Here is a 21,293-nt window from a genome sequence, read left to right as displayed (position 1 = left end):
TAATGAGCGGCAAACCAAATTTCACGGAAAGAAAATACCTGACTATCTTTTTATTTGTGACCTCCCTTTTTTTGTGTTGGGGAGTGGCACTCACACTGGGCGATGTATTGAACCGGCATTTTCAGCATGTGCTGCATATCTCAAAGTCAAGATCCGGCCTCGTACAATTGTCCCTTTTTGGGGCATATGCAGTGATGGGGATTCCGGCGGGTATATTCATGAAGCGGTTTGGTTATAAGCGCGGCATCCTGTTAGGGTTAGTTCTGTATGCCTCGGGTGCGTTTTTATTTATCCCGGCGGCAGAAGCAGTCTCTTTCAATTTCTTCAGGCTTGCGCTGTTTGTGCTGGCCTGTGGGCTGGCCACCCTGGAGACGGTGGCGCATCCACTGATCGCGGCTTTGGGCGATCAGCGCACCAGCGACCAGCGGATCAATTTTGCGCAGTCCTTCAATGGACTGGGAGGGGTGATAGGTCCTGCGCTGGGGAGTTATGTGATCCTGAAAGAGTCCAACGATTTGCTGGCGGTCAGGGATTTGTACATGGCGATAGGAGGGGTGATCTCCCTGCTGGCACTGATTTTTTTATTTATTCGTATACCCAAAGTGCAGTATGCTGCGCATGAGGACCTGGCTGAGGCAAAGCCCCTGATCAGGCAAAAGCATTTTGTATGCGCAGCCATCGCGCAGTTTTTCAATACGGCAGCACAGGGAGGTACCTGGGCATATTTTATAAATTATGGCCATGATGTAATGGGATTGAGTGATGAGAAGGCCGGGTATTTCTTTTCGCTGAGTATGATCCTGCTGATGATAGGGCGCTTTGTAGGTACGGCTTTGATGAGAGTGATTGCTCCTTATAAATTACTGGCCGTGTTTGCAGGAATGAATATATTGATGTGTATAATAGTCGCGCAGCAATGGGGATGGATGTCGTTTGTAGCCCTGTTAATGATCAATTTCTTTTTCAGTATCATGTTCCCGACCATTTTTAGTCTGGGCCTGAAAAACCTGGGAAAGCACACGCAGCAGGCTTCTTCGTTCATCGTGATGGGTGTGGTAGGAGGCGGGATCTTTCCTCCTTTGATGGGATTGATTGCCAATCACAATGTAGCTGCGGCGTACTATCTGCCTGTTATTTGTTATATCGTGATATTATTGTTCGGCTATAATTATCCGGGGCTGGCTAAAAAATAATTTATTTTTGATCTTAAATAACCACTTGTGAAGAAATTAAGAATCAAGGATATTGCTGATGGACTGAAGATTTCCAAGACAGCGGTCTCTTTTATACTGAATGGAAAGGCAGAGGAGAAGCGGATCAGTGAGGAACTGGTGGAGCGGGTAGAGAAGTATATACAGGAGGTAGGTTATCGGCCAAGTCCTATTGCCCGGGGTTTGAGAACGGGCAAATCGAATATTATCGGTTTGATGGTGGAGAGCATCTCTGACCCCTTCTTTGCAACGATAGCACGTTTAATCGAGAACGAAGCCTATAAGGAAGGGTACAGGATTATCTATTGCAGTACTGACAATGATACGGAGAAGACGAAAGAGCTGATCAATGTATTGAAGGACAGGAACGTAGATGGGTATATTATTTCTCCGCCTCCAGGGGTGGAGAAAGAAGTCAATGAGCTAATTAAGGCAGGGATGCCGGTAGTGATGTTTGACCGTTATCTGCCAAAGGTAAAGACGGATTATGTGGTTATAGACAATGAGCCGAGTGCTGAAAATGCAACGAAGTACCTGATCAGGCAAGGTTATAGCAATATCGGGATGATCACCTTTTCCTCTTCGCTTACGCAGATGAAAGGTAGGCTGAAAGGGTATAAGAATGCGCTGAAGGAAGAAGGGCTGAAGCCTTATGTGCTGGAAATAGACTTTACGCCGGAGGAGAAAGTGATGGTACAGACTATCCGTGAGTTCCTGGTGGCAAATCCTAAACTGGATGCCGTCTTGTTTGGTGCGATTCAGGCTGGTTCCTGTGGGTTGAAAGCGATGACGCAGATGAAACTGAAAGTGCCGGAAGACCTGGCGGTGATCTCTTTTGATGATCATGATATATTTGAATTGTTTGCTACACCGGTAACGGCTATAGCACAACCGATAGAAAAAATTGCGCATAAGGTGATTGGGTTGTTGCTGGATAGGCTTGATGCAGAGGGGGGGGCGGCGGAGCCGAGAGAGGTGGTGCTGAAAACGAAAATGAAGATAAGGGGGTCGTCAGTGGTGAAAAATTCAAAAAAATATTTGGAGAGTAAATAGAATCTATTATCTTCGCGTCCCGTTTTATACAAACGGAATGATTCCGTAGCTCAGTTGGTAGAGCAATACACTTTTAATGTATGGGTCTTGGGTTCGAGTCCCAACGGGATCACAAAACCCGATTTCTTGAGAATAATCTCAAAAGGTCGGGTTTCTTCTTTTTTATGAAAATCAAACAGTCTTTACATTTTTAAATCGCAGTTGGATTTTTACTTTATTAACCTAATTACCTATCCAGGAATAATAAATACCTCCTTTGCAATCAACTCAAGGCCTGGATCACTACCCTTATCACCTTCAATATTTGTGATTCGTATTTAAATTCTTTACTCAGCGAATCAATTTTAAATAGTCTTATGCTCGTCATTAATGAAAGACATAATTTTCAAATCCATCGGTGATAAATTCATATTTGCCTTTTCCAAAAAAATTATCATACTGCACACTTGAGCTATTAGGTTGCTGGATAACTTTTATTACCGGCCAATTTTCCCTTCCCTGCAGGGAACGTAAAAAAAGCGACTTTATATTCAAATCTTCTGCAGGTAAAGAATAGCCTATAATGATCCACTCATTCGCGGTACGCAATGCTTCCAGACTGGCCTTCCAGATCTCGTAGAGATTAGAATCATAAAAGCTTCGGGCAAACGAGGGCGTTACCAAAATGGGTTTCAGGGGCCAATAGCCACAATGACAGGTATTGTATTCTTCTTTTTTGTTAGAAAACGGAATTTTCATCAAATCTTCTGTAGTATTTATATAGATATAACCGCAACGTTGGCATTGAAGCCAGTCACTTGAGCCATGTAGTTTAAAAATCTTAAATCTTGACTTTGCAGGCCTTAAAAAAACTTCTCCTTTGTCAAAGGGATTTCTCCAGGACAAACCATAATCGAATATTTTATAAGCGTCATTTGCTTCTCCCCAATCTAGCAAGCTCCATTCGAGGGAATAGTCATAATTTGAGGTGATTACCGTAGCAAATGCTTTTCCTGACCGGTTCGTCTTTTTTATCCATTCGATAAAACCGTCCAGCGAATGTGGTATTCCCTCCTTTCCTTTAGTAATTTCTCTTTTTTTAGGTTGTATTTCAGATATTATTGCCCATTCAAACAATGCTTTGAGATCATCTAGTTGCCATCTGCTGCGAAGAGATTCCGGTTTTCTTATTATTTGGTTACCAAATTCAAAATTCCAATCTTTAATATCCCTGAAAGAAATGATCGAATAATCAACTTGTGACAATAACTCGGTGACCAATGGTAAACTTGATTTGTCTTCAATTGTTCTTTTTTCAAGGTAATGCGCTATCCCGGGAGATAATGAAATTAAAAGGTTCTTTAGCATAAACCTATACTCTGCAGCTAAAACCTTCCCTGCATTTTTAAACAAAGTCTCTTCATTAATTGCAGTAATGATATTTGGCAGTATTTCCCTGGTAAGTGGGTAACCAAATGCTTTTGAGGTTCCTGCTCCAAGAAATAGAACAATGTTTTTCATAGTTCTGGAACTTTAATAATTCGTAGGGGATAATAAATACCTATTAACTTTTGGGGAAGGATCATCAGAATGCTAACATCTTGTTATCCTTCAGGCAAAGGTGAATGAATTATAATTTAATAACAATACCAACTAGTTTGTATTTTTCCGGATTTTCCAGGGCAGCATATTCTTTTTAAATTGCATCCTATTCCAGCCTCTTCACCGGATACATCTCTCTTATATAAAACACCCCATCATACACCAGATTCCAAGGGATTTTAGCTACATTCCCCGGAATCGTAAAATGCGAAGGTGCCTTCATCAGAAATGCATTGTCAGGTGTATTAAACGCCTGGTTATATTTCTTAAAATCCACAAAGCCAAATTTTACATTCTCCGGGATCCAGTTTTCAAATCCTTTCTTTTCAGGTGGCAAAAGCTTGTATATCCTGCTCCCCAACCGGCCCGCTGATCCTTCGTAAGATGCGAATCCCAGGATATAGGTGTCTTTTGTAAACTGTGGATCATTAGTAAAGCCTGTCCCCATATTTTCAAATATGATACCTTTTAGTCTTTTCTTGTTACTGGTAATCCGGTCGGTATATCTTATGATATGTGTATTGGCCGCCCAGACTATCACTTTCTCATTCCTGTATTTTCCATTTACCACGTATTTAAGATTCAATGACATTCTTTTATCCCTGGTTTCATTCGAGTTGTTATTATAATCTACCAGGTTGTCAATGATGGTACGCCAATAGGAGGTGTCGCTGGTATTTTCTTTCAGGAGCGATAATCCATTTTGCAGGATGCTGCGACGTTCATCATTGCCGAATACTTTTACACTACGTTGTTGACCCACCAGCTCCTGCAAGGCTACAAGGAACTTCTCATAGGTAGAGTCACCTGTAAATTTTTCTTTCAGGTGATGTGTACTGATATAGGCAGTTAGATCGTTTTTAAGATTCGCATGGCTATAAGCCAAGGAAACCTGTGGATCAAAGCCTGAAATATTTAATGCCTGGCCAGTCTTAAATGTACCCGGGATGTATTCTTTAAATAAATAGTTACAGGCATCACTGGATGTCCAGAGAGAGTAGATGTTTTCCCTTAAAAATTTATAGATAGAATCAGGTGTTTTTCGGGTGTTCTCCCAGCCCGTGGTCAGCCCGTAAAAATCACTCTCGAAGGCCAGTACATTGAATCCTTTTCTTTCATGTAGGTATTTAATCAGTCGTGTTTTGGCGAGGAAGGTTGGCGCATCTCCGTGATCCTGTTCGCCGAGCATGACAATCCGGGCATTGCCGATAGCAGTTCCAATCGGTTCAAGGTCGTTGTAGTCATTAGAAGCGGTGTCGATGTTTGAAATGGGGGTGAGGTTTTTGGTCACAAATTCCTGGATGTCTTGTGCAATGGTGGTTAAGTATAGGAGGCAAAATAATGCACTGAAAAGCATGGGTTTCATAAATGGGTTATTCCTGTTGGTGTAGCATAAATATAAAAATTCCCCCTTAATCCTCAAATTTAAAAGAGGTTGTAGTAAAAGTTAAAATCCCGGGATTTAATCCGGTTACCTGATGGAGAGAATTTTTGTTCATGTAATTCCCGCTGCCTTCAGATTACTTTTGCTACAACCTCTTTATTATTATAATGCTAAACTAGCCAGTTTCTTCTCCAGGTCCTCACCCCTCAGGTTTCTTGCAATGATCTTCCCACTAGGATCTATCAGGAAGTTAGACGGGATGGCCGTTACGCCGTACAACTTTGCCGCTTTTCCTTCAAAACCCTTCAACTCCGATACCTGTGTCCATGGCAGTCCATCCTTTTGTACCGCGCCTGTCCAGGCTTTTTTGGTTTGCTCCTCATCCAGAGATACCCCCAGGATGGTAAAGTTCTTATCCTTATACTTATTATATGCCTTCAACAGGTTCGGATTCTCTGCCCTGCATGGTTTGCACCAGGATGCCCAGAAATCAACCAATACGTATTTGCCCCTGAAATCAGACAGTTTAACTTCTTTCCCGGTTGTATCATTCTGGGAAAAGTCCTGCGCCATCACACCAATATTCGTATTTTGACCGATGGTGATGATAGTCATGTACTTTTTCCCCAGAGCACTTTCTTTGAGGCTGGCTGGGAACTTTGCAAACTTTGCCACGGCAGTGTCCGGGTTAAAATTATACCCCAGCTCAAACTGGCGGAATGCCACCAAAGCTGCATAGGAATTAAGATGCCCGGCGATGAAAGCACGGCTTACCGCATTGTAGCCCTCCTCATTTCTCGCCATAATAGGCCGGATGGCATTCAGCCATACGCTGTCCTTACGTTCTTCCGGGCTACGTTTATAGTATACCGCCATGATAGAATCTGCCACCTTTTTGTAAGGGCGCTGCAAAGCAGCCAATGCCTTGTCATCATCATTCGTGGCAGAGCCTTTTACAACAGCATTGTAAATGGAATCAGCACTGGTAATAGTAATGACTGAATTTTCCAGGTAGAAAGGCAGGTTGTCGGCATATTTATTAGGATCCAGTGCTGCTGTATCATGCCGAAGGGTGATCTCTGCATGCACTGGGCTCTTCAGTGTCCCCTTGAAGGTAAAACGACCTTTCTTCAAAGTAGTTGAATCCAGTACTTTGGTATCACCATCTACATAACTCAGGTAGGCTTTTGCCGGTGCATCCAGAGTGCCGGTTTTCCCATGAATAGTGAAGGTCTTTTGTGCCATCAGGCTCATTGGCAGGCTGCAGGCCGCCAGCAGGAAAGTTGTTGTTTTCATTTATGATTGATTTTTATGGGAGTAATTTGATACAGAGTCATTGGCGGAGAGCATGCAACCAGCTGAAAATTTTTTGTTTTCATTTATGATTGATTTTTATGGGAGTAATTTCATACATAGTTATTGGCGCAGAGCATGCAACCAGCTGAAAATTTTTTGTTTTCATTTATGATTGATTTTTATGGGAGTAATTTGATACATAGTTATTGGCGCAGAGCATGCAACCAGCTGAAAATTTTCGTTTTCATTTATGATTGATCTTTATGGGAGTAATTTGATTCCACTTATTGATACAATGTTATATGTTGAACTATAGATCACTGAAGACAGCACCGTAAAGCGTAAATATTTCGCTGTTGTAATCCCCGTATTCAGCGTCTGCATATTGTCGGTAATGTTGCCTGCATAGATGCCTTTCACCGCCCATGTCGTACCATCCATACTGGTTTCGATCTCTATAGAAGTAGGATAACCACCCAGCGTAGGATATTTCAGTGCAGGCGGTAAATAATAGTTCACCGCCGAAAAGGTAAGGGCACTCCCAAAGTTGATGATCACCCATTGTGGCATCGATTGTGTAATATTGGTAGTCCAGAAGGTCGTAAGCTCATTATCGTCTATCAGCTTCGTCGGCAGGTTTGATCCGCTGGCAGAAGAATAGGATGTAATACTCCAGCCTGTCTTACTGATTGACCCGGATGGCCCCGTTTTAAAAACATAGTAGCAGACCTTGTCTGTACCTGCCCCCTCCATATTACCATCTACTGACTGAATAGTAATGGGAAGTACATAAGTCGTATATGGTTTTAATTGTGTCTGCGTATTGATATTGAGTTCTGCAGAATCAGACTGTGTGGCACCCGCCGCTATCTGTGTCATTGTTTTATAAAAGAAATAACAGGTGGAAGGCAATAATAAAGCACTCCCGTATTGCGCCTGGTAATCCCTGATAGCAGTGGTATCGGTGGCAAAGTTCACCCAGTGTGTAGCTGTAGCAGCGCCGGTGGATAAGGTGGCTTTTATACCAAATACGATGATGGAATCTTTCAGGATAGACACCGGTACTTCCAGTGTATCTGATTCTCCATTCAGCTGGAAACTGACACTGCCCTCCGGCAACGGAACAGGTGCATCTTTATCTTTACTGCAAGAAGCCATTACAATGCAAATAGAAAGAGTATAAAGTAAGTAACGCATGATTAATAAGGATTTTGTGGCATGTCCGGATTAAAACTTAAAACCTGTACAGGGATTTGCAATGTATAATGCGGGCTATGTGGTGCTAATTCCGTCAGCACATTGCCCTGCGCATCGTACCTGTACACAGTTCCCATCCTGTTTTCTTTGTCAAGCCTGCGCATGTCAAACCAGCGTAAGCCGGCGAAGGGCAGCTCATGACTTCTTTCTCTCAATACGGCCTCCAGTACAGCCGCCTGGTCAGCTGATTCCACAGGCTGGTAGCTGGCTGCCGGAAACCTGTCTTTACGGATCTCATTTACCTGCTGCAATGCCGTTGCCAGGTCATTGCTGCGTGCTGCCGCCTCTGCTATGATCAGTTTCATCTCCTGTACAGAAGTGCCGATATTGGTATATTGTAAGGAGGCTGTTACAAAAGCCGGAACATAATTGGTACCGCCTCTTGTGACGTACGTATACCCATCACTACTATAGTAGAGTAGTTTTACCCTCAGGTCACCGGCTTCAAAAGTGCGCATGAAATCCAGGGTAGCTGGTATATACCCCAGGGCCATCCTGCCATAAATCACATCCTGCTGTATTGATAACATTGCTGTGGTAGGCAGGGTACCATTCATGTCCATCATCACTGCTTTGGTGTTTTCCAGTGCCAGTTTTGCATATTTACCTGCATCTGCATAATCCCTGGCATAGAAGTAGAGCCTCGCGAGTACGCTATAGGCAGCTGCCTTTGACCCGCGCAAACGGTTGCTGCTGTTATCGGCAGGCAGGTCCGGAATCGCAGCAGTGAGATCGTCAATGATGTGCTGGTAGATTTCAGCAATAGTGCTTCGGCCAGGTACCTGCTGACTTACATCATTGGATGTGATGTAGGGTACTGCCAGGTCCGTATTCGCTGTACTGGAGTCATACTCCCTGCCATATTCATTCACGAGATAGAAGTATTCGAAGGCACGACCTAATAATGCTTCTGCCTTCAGGCTTCTTTTCTGGCTATTCGTACCGCCTGTTGCCTGATCTATACCTGCCAGTACCGTATTGTATTTATTGATTGTGGCATAATGATCACCCCAGAATTCAGGCGATACATTCAGCACCAGTGAATACTGCTGCGCCCACAAATAAATCAATTGCACAGTGGTGACAGCAGGTACAGGAACATTCGGGATATCGACATTGTCTCCCAGGAAATTCAGGTCACAATAAGGCGCTGCTACTCCCTGGGCAAGTTTCGGATCATTCAGCCATTGGTCATAGTCCTTCGTTGTGGTCAATAAGGTCGAACCCTTTGGCGTAATATCCAGGTATTGATCGCAGCTGCTGAGTGCAAGGCATACCAGTATGCTATATAGACATCTTTTCACTTGTATTCGATTTAGAAATTGGTAAAAATTCCGATAGTATAGGTCGGCGTGATATAGGATTTCTGATAGGTGCCGGTGGCTGCACTATAGTTATAATCATTCAAGCCTTTTGTCCAGAGATTGGATGCCTGCAGCTTTAATTCAAAATGGGTGAACCCCGCATTCCTGATCACTGCAAAATTGTCCAGGCTATAAGAAAGTGTCAGGTCTGAAAGTGTGATGTATGCCCCGTTCACCACATAAGCATCCGCATAGTTGTAGGCACTGAGTGCATTGTAACTGCTAAATCCTGCGAGTGACATTACATTTGTATGATTCTCATCGCCAGGCTGTTTCCAGTAGTTACCTGCACCTTCCTGGGGTCTTAGGGATGCCGGGTTCGGACGGGGAATCCTGGTTTTAAATCCACCGTAATAACTGATCATGCAATAGAGGTAGAAATTGCCGATATCTACGCGGTTGCTTAATCCTGCATTGATGGTAGGGATAGAGGAACCCATGTAGGCTGTCACCCCCGATGTATCGCTGCTCATCAGCACAGTGGTTGCAGACCCCGTTCTGCTATCATCGGTATGATACAATGTTCCTTTTGTATTTTTGATCAGCGGTATACCTGCACCGTCCAAACCTGCATAGCGGTAGGCAAACATGGCACCTACCGGGTAGCCTTTCACATAACCCAGTGAATTCAACCTTTGTGGGGAATATTCACCTGTCTGGTATACATCTGTTACCTCACTGGTATTCCTGGATATTACAAGGCCTGTATTCCAGTTCACTTTTTTGGTAGCTATCCAGTCGGCATGCAGGCTCAGTTCTATTCCCTTGTTCCTGATAGAGGCGGTATTAATCAGTGTGGGACTTTCCCCGATCGTCGGGTCGATCTGTGCATTTCCAAGCAGGTCGGTACTGGTTTTTCTATAGTAATCGATACTGCCTGAAATATTCTTAATCAGGGTGTAATCCAGTCCCAGGTTGAGGTTGTGCGTTTGCTCCCAGCGTAAGCTACTGTTGGCATAGGATAGTTTGGTAAGGGCTTCGCTGGAAGGGGAGGTATAGTTATTTAAAACAGTGATAGCAATAGCCTGTGGCAACGACATCTTAGCCACATTGCCATTAAAGCCATCCGCAACACGGAGTTTCAATTGTTTGATCCAGGTGATTTCCTGCATGAATTTTTCATTGTGAATATTCCATGCAGCTCCCAAAGACCACAGCGGTTTATATTTATATTTTGGATTAGTACCAAACAGGTTGGATTGGTCAATACGTATACTTCCCGTTAATGAGTAAGTATTCTTATAAGCATACACAAGGTTTGCATAGCCTGACAAATACCTGTTCTCCGTATACCCCTGCCCATAGAGATAAGCGTAATTATCACGGATACTCCGGGTGTTGATGTAGGCACCTGTAATTGTTCCGTTGATCATGTCAGCCAGGTTAACGGGTTGTTGCAATAAGGTTTCATCGTTATAACCGAAGTAGGATGCCCAGTTGCTTTTGTCCAATACACTTCGGATCTCGGTACCCAGGATCCCGTTAAAGGTATGTTGCTCACCCAGCTTTTTATTATAGTTCAGCTGAACGCGGGCAGTATAACTGGAAGTATTATACGTTTCCTGTTTCAGAAAACCGCCGTTGGGAATATTATATTTTAGGGTACCATCCGTATTCAGGGTGATATAGCTATTTACATATTGCTTTGCTTCAGACGATTTTTCAGAAGCATAGTGGCGTTTGTCAGTACGGGAAGTTTCATAGATGCCTCCGAAGGAGAGATCAAACCCCCATCCGATTGCATAGTTAAATTTCGCTGTGATCCGGTTGTTGATAACTTTTGTTTTGTCATTTATTTCATTCACATCAATAAGGGGGTAGGAGAGGTTGTCCTGTAAGCCCCAGGACAGCAGTTCTGCATTGTAATAAGGATTGCCTCCGGAACCACTGGCAATAGCTGTCGGATTCCCGTTTGCATCCTTGAAATGCTCGAATGGATATACTGAATAGATATCAGGAACAGGTGCGCTCTTGAAACGTTGTTCCTGGTAATCGGTGGTCAGTTCCAGGGAGAGTTTCCGGGTCAGCTTAAGCGTGCTGCGGCCGGAAATAGACATCCTGTTATTGTTATTATTAATAATATTGTCGCGGTTGCCTGTATAGTTGGCCGTGATATAATAGAGTGCACCAAGGTTGCCACCAGAGATGTCCAGGCTATAAGTTTGAGTTTGTGATGATCGCTGAAACAGCTTGCTGTAGTCCTTGGTATTATCATAATTTTCCAGCTCCTGGAAACTCTTTTCTGCCTGGTAAGGCGTGATGATACCCGCCGCCTGCTGCGCCATAATATAATACACAGGGGAGTAAGCGACCGAGGAAAAAGTACTTTTGTTGATCAACTGGTCCCAGGTACCTGCGCTGATGCTGCTTTTATATAAATCTCTTTCATAGCCGCTCACAACGGAGGAGGGATGTGCTTCCCACCTGTAACGACTATAGTCAGGTTTAGGACTAATGCCTGCCGTGGCTCTGAAAGAAAATTTTGGGTTACCTGCTTTTGCCTGTTTCCTTTCAATCACGATTACACCATTGGAGGCTCTGACCCCATAAATAGTAGCGGCAGCGGCATCTTTCAGGATCGTGACAGATTTGATTTCATTGGGATCGATCATATCCATGGTCAGTTCGGTGGGATAACCATCAATCACGATCAGGGGATTTTGATTGGCGGACATGGTAGAGATGCCGCGTATATTGAACAGGCTACGGGAGCTGGTATTCCCGTTGCCATCAGTACTGGTAAAACTCACATTGTTGTTGATCATTAGTCCTGGCATCCTGTTTACGAGTCCATCAATGAAGTTGGTACTGATCCTGGATTCATATTCCTTTGTACTGATCTGGGATATGGCACCGGTACTCTGCTCAGGGCGAATGCGCTGGTACCCTGTATTTACCACTACTTCCACACTTCCCAGTTTGGTGGTGGAGGGTTGCAGCATGGCCACCACAGAGCCATTTTTCAGCATGGCTTTGGTCACTTTGATCGTACGGTTTTCCTGGCCGATATAAGTGATGGTGATCTCATCCCCTTCATCCGCCTTAATCTTACAGGTTCCCAACACATCAGTGACTGCAAATTCTTTTTTGTCCTTGATGCTTACATTGGCACCCTGTAAAGGAAGCCCGCCATCGTCCATTACAAGAATATTGATGGGGGTGGCCCCTGCCGGCAATATTTGCCATACCGCTTTTTCCTGCGCAGGAGGAGCCTGCGGCAGCAGGATGATGGTCTTGTCCCGGATCCTGAAATCCAGTTGCTGTTGTGATAAAACCGTATCCAAAAAAGCCTTCAGGGGCATATTGTTCACCTGCAGACTCAGTGGCCTGGTATGTATCAGCTGGTCCTGCCGGTAGAAAACAACATAACCCGTCTGTTGCTCAATGGCAGAAAATACCTGTTTCAGGTCCAGGTGGTGACCCGATAAGGTGATGGTTTGTGCTGACCCATGGCCATATACAGAGAAGGTTGCGGCCAGCAGGAAGATTACGAACATTTTCATTATTCTGGCTGTTTGTGCAGGTAGCCGGGTAGGTATAAGAATAAATGTGACAAGGGTAGAAACCATTAGTGCATAGCACACCCTACTCCAACTACACGTTGCAGTTTTTTTCATACTTTTGAAAAGGTTTTGGTTGATTAATAAGGAACTTAAGACCTCAGTATTGATCAGCTGAACTTTTTGCCTGAAGTGCTTCGAACCACTTCAGGCTTTTTTCCTGATCCTGGTTGGTTGTTAATTTTTCATGTTATCTGATCTGATTTTGGTTGTCAATATTTATTGGCTGATGATAAGGCGCCTGTTGCCTTCCATATGAAAAGTAAAATCTGCTCCTTCAAACCCTTTTAAGATCTCCAGTACTTCATTGAGGGGAATGCCCCTGGTCATTTTACCACCGAAGCGGATATCCGGTACCGGGCCTTCGAACACCACATCTATATCATACCATCTTTCCAGCTGCCGCATTACTTCCTGCAGGGTGGCTCCTTCAAAATCAAAGAGGCCGTTTTTCCAGGCCATTACCTTATTCATGTCTGGCGACTGTACCAGCTGCAGTTGATCATTTGCATCCAGCAAGGCCTGTTGCCCCGGTTTCAGGACGACTTTTTTGACCTGGATGGCCCCTTCCAGCAGGGTAGTGGTGATGGCTGCTTCGTTGTCATATGCATTTACGTTGAAATGAGTGCCCAAAACGGTCAAAGTAGTTTTGTCGGCTACAGATACCAGGAAAGGTTTTTCCGGGTCAGCAGCGACCTCAAAATAGGCCTCCCCCGTAATCTCTACCTTCCTGTCGGGACCGTTAAATGCTATCGGGTACCGGATTGAACTTTCACTGTTTAGCCAGATGTCTGTACCATCCGGGAGTCTGAGCTGGAAGGTCCTGCCTTTGGGTGTAGACATTTTGTTGTACAGCATGCCTGCGGGCTTCCCTTCATAGTGCAGGGTGCCGTTTACTATTTTGGCAGTCACACCTCCCTGTAAGGCAATGACACCGTTTTGAATGGTATCCAGCTGCACCTGAGAACCATTGGCCAGGGTAAGGATGGCTCCCTGATGGCCGGGGGCGATGATAGTCTGGCTGATGGCAGGTGGGGTGGACTTTTGGTAATATAGATAGCCACCTACAGAAAGGAACAAAGCGATAACTGCTGCCGCTGCCCACCAATGGTAAGCAGGGCGCTTTGGAAAGAGCCGGGAGAGCGCTTCCTTCCTGGCTGATTCCAGGTCATTATCCGCGTAAATGCGGAGCTTTTCGTTAAGCTGTGCAGGCGCTGTCAGCTGGCTGAAAAACGCTGCATTACCTGGTTTTTCAGCTTTCCATGCTTCCAGGAAAGCGGCTTCTTCAGGTAAGAGTGTCCCCTGTAAGTGTTTGAATAATAATTCTTCTATATCAAATGTTGTTTGTCCCATTCCGGATGAATATATCCTAATACAACCTGGTCGGCTGAATCTTAAAAAAATTGAAAAATATTTTTAAAAAAAATTAGTGTCCTATAATGTGGATGTATAAATATAATAAGGCAAAGGGGCTTTCAGCGAGGGCCAGGCGAAGGAGGGAGAGGGCCCGGTGCCGTTGAGCTGATACGTTGGAGGGGGTGATTTGCAGCAGGTCTGCAATTTCCTGTACTGATTTATTTTCCAGGTAGCTGAGCTTAAAGACTTCTCTGCATTTTTTAGGCAGCTCATCAATAGCCTTAAAAACTTTTTTTAATACTTCGGCTTCTGTAGCCAGGTAATCGTCTTCCTGTGTGTGCAGTTCCGCAGTTAGGGAGAGTTCCTGCATACGGGTAGCTGAATGCTGTTCTTTTTTAAGGAAATTCAGGCCGGCATTGCGTACGACCAGGTAAAGAAAAGATTTAATGTGTTGGTATTGCAGGAATTGTTCTCTTCGTTCCCAGCCTTTGTATAGCGCGGTCAGCACGATGTCTTTCGCTTCTTCCTTATCCTGTACAAGATTATACGAATAATAAAAAAGCGGTGCATAAAACTCCTCAAAAAGCTGGTTGAAGGCTTTAATATTCCCTTTGGCCACGGCTTTTACCAAATCATCTTTTTCTGTGTGCATATAATCAATCCGGCTGCTTTTGGCATGGTCAGGGATAAACTTACAAAAAATGGCGGGATATTTTCCCCATGTTTTAGGTGCAGTGGAATCAGTGCAAATAGAAATACCGGGATCAGACAGGGGGCAGCATGATTGTAGTCAGCAAAATTAATGTTGCAATTGCGGACCTTTAATGACCTTATCACGCATTGAATGCGGATTAATATACAGAACAATGGTAAAATACTGCTTGCTACTCGTCTCACTTTTTCTCTCCCTGTATGCGCAGGCACAGGAAAAACAAGCTGCTAAAGTACAGTTTGGACTGGAATTGGATGCACTGCCCTATGCTACGGGTGGTTACTTTGGTGGTGCCTGGATAGGGAAAGATGTATGGAGAATAAGAGCCTTGACTGCTTTTGTAAAGAAGCCTGACTGGTCCACAGAAAAGGATTTTTCCAATCACCAGGTACATGCCTATGCATTGCTGTTAGACCGCTTCCTGCAAAAAGACTGGAAGGGATGGTGGATCGGAGCTGGGGTGGTGTACTGGAATAGTTCGATCCAGACAGATGCAAGGTTACAAACGGCGAAGTTCAACAATGTGCTGCTGAACGGAAGCCTGGGGTATAATTTTACATTATATAAACATTTGTACCTGTCACCATGGGGAAGTTTGAGCCTCCGCGTAGCAGGTGATAAAAACGTAGCGGTGGATGATAAGCGATTTACACTGCCGCTAGTAAATCCGGAAGCATCGCTGAAGCTGGGATATTATTTTTAGGGGGAAAAGGTCGGGTCTTATGCTATAGGACCTGACCTTTTAATGTATTCATAATTTGGTATATTTGAGAAATGCCTGCCATTTTATGAACAAATTAACCCATGCTTTATTATTGTTGTTACTCTCCGTACTCCGTACCTATGGACAAGACCAGCAAATTGGTCCCCAACTGGATAGCCTCTTTACCAAAGAATTCAAGCCCACAACACCCGGATGTGAAGTATTAGTAGCTAAGGATGGTAAAGGCATTTATCATAAAGCTTTCGGTAGTGCCAACCTGGAATTGAATGTTCCTGTCACTGCTGATATGGTCTTTAAACTGGCATCTATCACCAAACAATTTACAGCCATCGCCGTGCTTCAATTGCTGGAGAAGGGCAAACTCTCCCTGCAGGATAGCCTGCAAAAGTTCATTCCTGATTATCCTTCCAAAGGACATGCCATCACCATCAGGCAGCTGTTGACACATACTTCAGGTATCAGGGATTATATGCAAATCGATTACCCGGCATTGTACATGGAACGTTGGGACTTTAGTCCTAAGCAGTTAATCGACAGCTTTAAATACTTTCCACTGGAATTTGAACCGGGTACGAAATATAGCTATAGCAACTCCGGCTATTATTTATTAGGATATATTATTGAAAAGGTTTCAGGGAGGAGTTATCAAAAATATGTGCAGGAAAATATAATACAGCCATTGGGATTAGAGCATACGTATTTTGATATGGATGGCATCATTATACCCAATAGGGTGAATGGCTACCGGAAAGAAGGTACTGTATTTAAAAATGCAGATTACTGGAGCCCGACCATCGCCTATGCAGCCGGCGGTTTGCTTTCCAATACCCAGGACCTGTTGAAATGGTTCAATGCGCTGCTAGCCGGGCAGGTGATCAGGACGGAAACACTGGCGGAAGCTTTTACACCATTTAAACTTAAAAATGGGAGCCCTGTTAATTATGGCTATGGATGGTATATACAAAACCAGGATGGCATTCAATCCATTGAACATGGTGGTAAAATGAACGGGTTTATTACCAATGAAATTTATTACCCGGAGCAAAAGATTTTTATTGCTATCCTGTTAAATTGTGAGGACGCGCCAAGAGATGAATTGTCTGTCCGCATCTCAGAGATAGTTTTGGGAAGGCAGTTGCAAACAGATACTCAATTGGACGAAAATGTGTTGAACACTTATATAGGTACATATTCTCTTAGCACCGATGCCAACCGAACGATTACCCTGGCAAAAGAAAAGGATAAGCTGGTGTTGAAGATCCCGGGACAAAGTAATTTTGAATTATTATTTCAAACAGCTACCAGGTTCCAGTTGAAGAATATGAAGGACATGAGTGGGGAGTTTATACGGGAAAATGGGGTGGTGACAAAGATGATTGTCCACCAGAACGGCCTGTTTGAATGGAAGAAAATTAAATAGCGGTATGAAGCAATGGATCGCACAAGTAGCATTGGTCGTAAAAGATTATGACGACGCGATTAAATTCTATACGGAGAAATTAGATTTCTGCATAATCGAAGATACTCCATTATCTGAAGAGAAGAGATGGGTATTGATCGCCCCCAAAGGTGCAGGAGAATGTTGCCTGCTGCTGGCGAAGGCGGCCAATGAGCAACAGCTGGCGAGTGTTGGGAACCAGGCAGGTGGGAGAGTGGGATTCTTTTTATTTACAGATGATTGCCTGAGGGATTATAATAAAATGCTTGAGCGGCAGGTGAAATTTGTCCGGCCACCGAAGGAAGAAGCTTATGGAATGGTGGCGGTATTTGAAGATTTATATGGTAATCTTTGGGATTTATTGCAACCAAATGAAAATAATAAAGCATTTAATTTCGCAGGTTTATAAAACTTATATGGTAGGGATAAATATTTTCCTGTCTTCGCGCTCCGTTTGAGAAAAATGGGATCAGATTCCGTAGCTCAGTGTCGATAATAAGTAAGACAAAAGGCAACAAAATCTTGTTGCCTTTTGTCTTACTTACAATTGCAACAGAAAAGCTATTTTACTCATTATTAGAAGATTGCTATTAACGAATTATTGCCAATCATCGCAGTCATCATCAGCACTTTCCTGCATCGGTCCTTTTTCAATACCCCATTGGAAACCACACTCCCCTTGCAACAGGGGGAGCCATGTTGGGTATTACATGACCTTGATCTAATGTTCTTATATCAACATTTTCAACCATTCCCTTTATTACCGGAAGGTCATTGGTTTTAAAGACTTTTTCTTTCAAAATCCCAATTGCATCTTCATAATTATTTGCAGTAATACCACAACCTATTAGTGTACCAGAGGGTATTTTGGCAACATCCGCGAAATTTAAATCAAATTCAAACCAATATCTTAACATATAATATTATTTTAAACTAATTATCACTTTTGGGATGAAATGTAGGTTTGTCTCCCGGTTCAAATCTTATATAAGGGCCTATATAAGGATTTCCACGTTTTGAGACACCCCTTTTTTTTATTTCTTACTCTTTAATTCATCTACTTCCCTCTGGAGGCGGATCAATTGTAAGGTCATTTCTTCTAACTTCTGCAACAGGATCTTATTCATTTCACCCACGTCCTGCCCCTCTTTTTCTATTACGGCAGCGGAAGGTACATCAGGCAGGTGCTTATTCTCTTTAATATAAGACTCCACTTCATACAATGATGGGACATGGTATCCGGGATCAAATACAAAATCAGCCCAGCCGGATTGTGTCACTTTCAATTTCATAGCAGTGACAGTACCTTTTACGGAAAGTGTACTAACAGGATTAGCCGTACCTATTCCCACATTACCTAAACTATCCATTCTAATTCCTGCTGGTCCCGCCAGCCATGGCGCGATGACTAATCCACCAGTACCTACTGTGCCGCCAGAGTAAATGATACCCTGATCATTCGCTTTCACTATTGAATTAAAGCTACCTGAAGGTAATTTTGTATTCATCACAATGAAGCGATTATCAGCCGACATCACGCGGAATGCATAACCTGCTTGAGAAGAGTTCATTAAGACATCCAGTTTATACCCTGGGGCTGTAGTACCTATCCCTACTAATCCAGCTGATTTCACTACCAGGTTAGCCGATGGGGTAGTACCTGTGGCGATCACAACGTCATTACTACTGCCATTAGCACCCTGTATTACCAGGTTGTTTACCGTGAAGGGGTAAGATGAACCAGCAAGTGCACCGTAAATAGAGGGGTAAGTAGCAGCAGTGTCTGTACGAAAACTACTGAATGCGCCCGGGTATTTTACTTGTTGGTAAGAGGAAAACTGGGCATACAAACTGCCTGCTGCTATCAAACAGCCAAGCATTAGAAATAACTTTTTCATTAATGATGTAGGGATTCTAATAGATTAACAGAATTGTACCGGATGTAAAGATAGATTAACTGATACAAATAAGAAATTTATTTCTTTATCATTGTTCATTTTAGTATCCATAGGGGCAGCTTACGAGAGTGAGAAGTATGCGTGCTCTAAATTATCTCTTCATATGCTAATATCGTTCTAATATTAAAACCATAGTCTCCCAGCCGGTAGTTTAAATTAGACGGGTGGATCATAAGTTGCCGGAAGGCGCTGAGAATTACATGTACAAAAATTCTCTCCATCAGGTACTCGGATAAAAGGGGCTGTCTCTAAGTTTTGAGACAGCCCCTCACCACACCAGCCTTCAGGAAGCTACACCACCGGCTTGAATCCATTTCATCTACTCTTAGCCATTTCTCCGGTATCCACCGTCGCCTGGCTAATCCCACTCATTACCGTCCCGGCCACGGCCAGGTACCCGGCAATCTGTGTCAGGACTGCAGGTACTGCCACCGGCAGCCCTGCAATCGTTCCACTGATCGCCAACAGCACCAATCCCACATTACGTACTTTCTGAAAAAATGGTGGCGTGGGCGCCACCAACCGCTCCGCAATATTCATAGTTGCATTTTTTTGATCGTTAAAAAAACCTGTTCCTTCTCATCGAGCGCCTTATACACGTTCCGCCTCACAATATCCATGGCCCGCAGGGAATAACTCCCCAATCCTTCCCCCTGAACACTGGTCACCGGCGCAATACATCCCTGCAGCTCCTTCATCGCATTATTCGCGGGATGAATCAAGATCATACTCCGACCAGGTACTTCCAGCACCTCGAGGTGCCATTTCTTCCGCTCACTAAACCGCTTTCGCAATGCATAAGTCCCTTCCGGAATACATGAACAGCCCACATGGTTATCCTGCCAGGGCAACTCAATAGTATAACAAAGCCGGGTCCCACTCATGTATAAGGCACCATTCGTACCCGAATGAAAATACTCCCGCATCAATACCAGTTCCATAGCAAGAGGTATTAAGGTGTACCAGATACCGCGACAATGGATAGGGCGTTAAATGCTCCATTATTCAGGGAGTACAGCCCATTATTGACCTGCTGGAAGAACTCAATACCCAAAGCCAAAAAAAGTGGCTTCGTGCTATTCGCCGTAAGCGCAGCAGATAAAACCAGTGGTGCCGTCGCAACTTTATCCAGAGGCAGTTCACCACTATCCAGGATATTATTCACGAAAGTCTCCGCCTCAAAATCAATCTCCGCAGCTCCCACAGAGATTTTATAATGGGTCGCACCTGCAGGGGCAGCAATCATATTAAAGGGTATGAAGGCAGGCACATTTAAGGTTGCGGTGCCTGCAACCCGGTCAATGGTTGCCACATAGAGCGCATAAAAGGTACTTCCCAGGGAAGCCCCGGCATTAAACTCAAATCCCTGCAATAACTCTGCCTCTCCATCGATCACATTCCGCTTTCCACGCACACTGACCTGGTCAGCCTGAATCACCTTTACAAAAGCCCTCGTCAACCTCCCTGTCACGTAGGTATCACTGGCATTCTGCACCAAAGCCCTTAAAGCGGTCCTCATCAGTCTTCCTGCCTTTCCAGCCCTGCCAAACTCTTCCCCGTTTTCCCTCGTCCGTTCAAACGCCGGATCCGTCGCAATACGGTTAGCCTCAACACCTCCTTTCTCCCTCGCCAGGTTTCCAGCTTTGGTTTTATAAAAGGTGATATTTCCAATACTGCCCTTCAAGGGCAAAATTCCTCCTACTCTTGCCATTTTGATATCATTTAAATCACTTTAATAAGGACAATTTCATCGCCATGTCCGTCAGGCTCATTCTGCGCAGAATACATTACATTTGGATCACTAACACCAAGCTACACCGGCATTTCAACCCAAAAAAATGTCGCATCCGAATATGCCGATTTCGCATAAAGTCATACCAAACCGCATTGTAATTTCCGCCAAGGATGTGATGAATATCACCGGGAGGAAGGAGAGGGCTGCGCGGGATTTGCTGCAGAGAATAAGAGAGGATAATGGGAAAGGTGCAAAGCAATTTGTAACTGTAAGTGAGTTTTGTAAATATACAGGACTGCCTGAGAACGAAGTAAAATCTTTTCTTATTTAAAGAAGAGAGAAAAGACAGATGTGCATCAAATTTTCGTTTAAGGAGAGCAATTTGTCCTCACTTAAAATGCCATACTCTGAGTTATAATTTATCTTACTTATGACTTTCATCCAGTAAACCAAAACGCTTTGCAATTACCTAATCGTCCTTTAAAAGCTCCTCCTTGGGTAATTGATTAAGCTGTTGATATGCTGAACGATGGCAATGTCTATATTTTAAACCGCTTTCGCAAAAACACTTACCAGTTCGTAGTGGGGATCTTGATTTAAGCATCTTATAAAATAAGTTCGTGTATTGTGCAATGGGATCACAAAACAGGGTAATTACTAACAT

20 protein-coding genes and 1 tRNA gene are annotated in these 21,293 nt (G+C 43.8%); 7 read left to right on the top strand and 14 right to left on the bottom strand.

The features are described 5' to 3' along the window. The first annotated feature begins 2 nt into the window (after window positions 1–2). The 3 genes from DXN04_RS22420 (at window position 3) to DXN04_RS22410 (ending at window position 2,376) form a co-directional block, all read left to right on the top strand. Window positions 3–1,193 (top strand): sugar MFS transporter, encoded by a 1,191-nt coding sequence (locus DXN04_RS22420; RefSeq protein WP_116855641.1) that lies wholly within the window; start codon window positions 3–5, stop codon window positions 1,191–1,193. A 27-nt stretch (window positions 1,194–1,220) separates the two neighbouring features. Then, window positions 1,221–2,264 carry a LacI family DNA-binding transcriptional regulator gene (locus DXN04_RS22415; RefSeq protein ID WP_116855640.1) on the top strand — a complete coding sequence of 348 codons (1,044 nt, stop codon included), beginning with the start codon at window positions 1,221–1,223 and terminating at the stop codon, window positions 2,262–2,264. Between the two features lie 39 nt (window positions 2,265–2,303). Then, window positions 2,304–2,376, top strand: a tRNA-Lys gene (locus DXN04_RS22410). Between the two features lie 254 nt (window positions 2,377–2,630). Here the strand turns inward: DXN04_RS22410 and DXN04_RS22405 are convergent. The 8 genes from DXN04_RS22405 to DXN04_RS22370 all read right to left on the bottom strand — a co-directional run bounded on the left by DXN04_RS22405 (window position 2,631) and on the right by DXN04_RS22370 (window position 14,714). Then, window positions 2,631–3,764, bottom strand: coding sequence for an SIR2 family protein (locus tag DXN04_RS22405; protein WP_116855639.1), 1,134 nt, complete (start codon window positions 3,762–3,764; stop codon window positions 2,631–2,633). 187 nt (window positions 3,765–3,951) lie between these two features. Continuing rightward, complete coding sequence (locus tag DXN04_RS22400; protein ID WP_116855638.1) at window positions 3,952–5,211, bottom strand: erythromycin esterase family protein; 1,260 nt, start codon at window positions 5,209–5,211, stop codon at window positions 3,952–3,954. Between the two features lie 180 nt (window positions 5,212–5,391). Continuing rightward, window positions 5,392–6,525: a TlpA disulfide reductase family protein gene (locus tag DXN04_RS22395; RefSeq protein WP_116855637.1), complete on the bottom strand. Its 1,134-nt coding sequence runs from the start codon at window positions 6,523–6,525 to the stop codon at window positions 5,392–5,394. Between the two features lie 261 nt (window positions 6,526–6,786). Further along, window positions 6,787–7,722, bottom strand: coding sequence for a discoidin domain-containing protein (locus tag DXN04_RS22390; protein WP_116855636.1), 936 nt, complete (start codon window positions 7,720–7,722; stop codon window positions 6,787–6,789). A gap of 2 nt (window positions 7,723–7,724) precedes the next feature. Beyond that, a complete protein-coding gene (locus tag DXN04_RS22385; RefSeq protein ID WP_233525663.1) occupies window positions 7,725–9,086 on the bottom strand; it encodes a RagB/SusD family nutrient uptake outer membrane protein in 1,362 nt (453 codons plus the stop codon). 11 nt (window positions 9,087–9,097) lie between these two features. Further along, window positions 9,098–12,649: a SusC/RagA family TonB-linked outer membrane protein gene (locus tag DXN04_RS22380; RefSeq protein ID WP_116855634.1), complete on the bottom strand. Its 3,552-nt coding sequence runs from the start codon at window positions 12,647–12,649 to the stop codon at window positions 9,098–9,100. A 276-nt stretch (window positions 12,650–12,925) separates the two neighbouring features. Continuing rightward, entirely contained in the window at window positions 12,926–14,059 is a 1,134-nt protein-coding gene (locus DXN04_RS22375; RefSeq protein ID WP_116855633.1) for a FecR family protein, read from the bottom strand. Window positions 14,060–14,132: 73 nt separating this feature from the next. After that, window positions 14,133–14,714 (bottom strand): RNA polymerase sigma factor, encoded by a 582-nt coding sequence (locus tag DXN04_RS22370; RefSeq protein WP_116855632.1) that lies wholly within the window; start codon window positions 14,712–14,714, stop codon window positions 14,133–14,135. Window positions 14,715–14,928: 214 nt separating this feature from the next. Here DXN04_RS22370 and DXN04_RS22365 point away from each other — a divergent pair, with 214 nt between their 5' ends. The 3 genes from DXN04_RS22365 (at window position 14,929) to DXN04_RS22355 (ending at window position 17,345) form a co-directional block, all read left to right on the top strand. Beyond that, window positions 14,929–15,477 carry a hypothetical protein gene (locus DXN04_RS22365; RefSeq protein ID WP_116855631.1) on the top strand — a complete coding sequence of 183 codons (549 nt, stop codon included), beginning with the start codon at window positions 14,929–14,931 and terminating at the stop codon, window positions 15,475–15,477. An 85-nt stretch (window positions 15,478–15,562) separates the two neighbouring features. Then, a complete protein-coding gene (locus DXN04_RS22360) occupies window positions 15,563–16,918 on the top strand; it encodes a serine hydrolase domain-containing protein (RefSeq protein WP_116855630.1) in 1,356 nt (451 codons plus the stop codon). Window positions 16,919–16,922: 4 nt separating this feature from the next. Then, window positions 16,923–17,345, top strand: a complete 423-nt coding sequence (locus DXN04_RS22355) for a VOC family protein (RefSeq protein WP_116855629.1) — start codon at window positions 16,923–16,925, stop codon at window positions 17,343–17,345. Window positions 17,346–17,586: 241 nt separating this feature from the next. Here DXN04_RS22355 and DXN04_RS22350 read toward each other — a convergent pair whose 3' ends face one another. The 5 genes from DXN04_RS22350 to DXN04_RS22330 all read right to left on the bottom strand — a co-directional run bounded on the left by DXN04_RS22350 (window position 17,587) and on the right by DXN04_RS22330 (window position 20,605). Then, on the bottom strand, window positions 17,587–17,853 hold the full coding sequence (locus tag DXN04_RS22350) for a hypothetical protein (protein WP_116855628.1): 267 nt from the start codon (window positions 17,851–17,853) through the stop codon (window positions 17,587–17,589). Between the two features lie 117 nt (window positions 17,854–17,970). Continuing rightward, window positions 17,971–18,834, bottom strand: coding sequence for a hypothetical protein (locus tag DXN04_RS22345; protein ID WP_147320035.1), 864 nt, complete (start codon window positions 18,832–18,834; stop codon window positions 17,971–17,973). 375 nt (window positions 18,835–19,209) lie between these two features. After that, window positions 19,210–19,374: a hypothetical protein gene (locus DXN04_RS22340; protein ID WP_199415112.1), complete on the bottom strand. Its 165-nt coding sequence runs from the start codon at window positions 19,372–19,374 to the stop codon at window positions 19,210–19,212. Window positions 19,375–19,430: 56 nt separating this feature from the next. Next, on the bottom strand, window positions 19,431–19,835 hold the full coding sequence (locus DXN04_RS22335) for a DUF5675 family protein (protein ID WP_116855625.1): 405 nt from the start codon (window positions 19,833–19,835) through the stop codon (window positions 19,431–19,433). An 11-nt stretch (window positions 19,836–19,846) separates the two neighbouring features. Continuing rightward, on the bottom strand, window positions 19,847–20,605 hold the full coding sequence (locus tag DXN04_RS22330) for a hypothetical protein (RefSeq protein ID WP_116855624.1): 759 nt from the start codon (window positions 20,603–20,605) through the stop codon (window positions 19,847–19,849). Between the two features lie 127 nt (window positions 20,606–20,732). On the opposite strand from DXN04_RS22330, the gene DXN04_RS22325 reads away from it, so the two are divergent. Further along, window positions 20,733–20,960, top strand: a complete 228-nt coding sequence (locus tag DXN04_RS22325; protein WP_147320034.1) for a hypothetical protein — start codon at window positions 20,733–20,735, stop codon at window positions 20,958–20,960. 138 nt (window positions 20,961–21,098) lie between these two features. Here DXN04_RS22325 and DXN04_RS35860 read toward each other — a convergent pair whose 3' ends face one another. Beyond that, window positions 21,099–21,233, bottom strand: coding sequence for an SEC-C metal-binding domain-containing protein (locus DXN04_RS35860; RefSeq protein ID WP_394337846.1), 135 nt, complete (start codon window positions 21,231–21,233; stop codon window positions 21,099–21,101). Between the last annotated feature and the right edge of the window lie 60 nt (window positions 21,234–21,293).

It is taken from the genome of Chitinophaga silvisoli (assembly GCF_003412465.1).
GTDB lineage: Bacteria > Bacteroidota > Bacteroidia > Chitinophagales > Chitinophagaceae > Chitinophaga > Chitinophaga silvisoli.
This window is presented reverse-complemented; position numbering and strand designations above follow the sequence as displayed.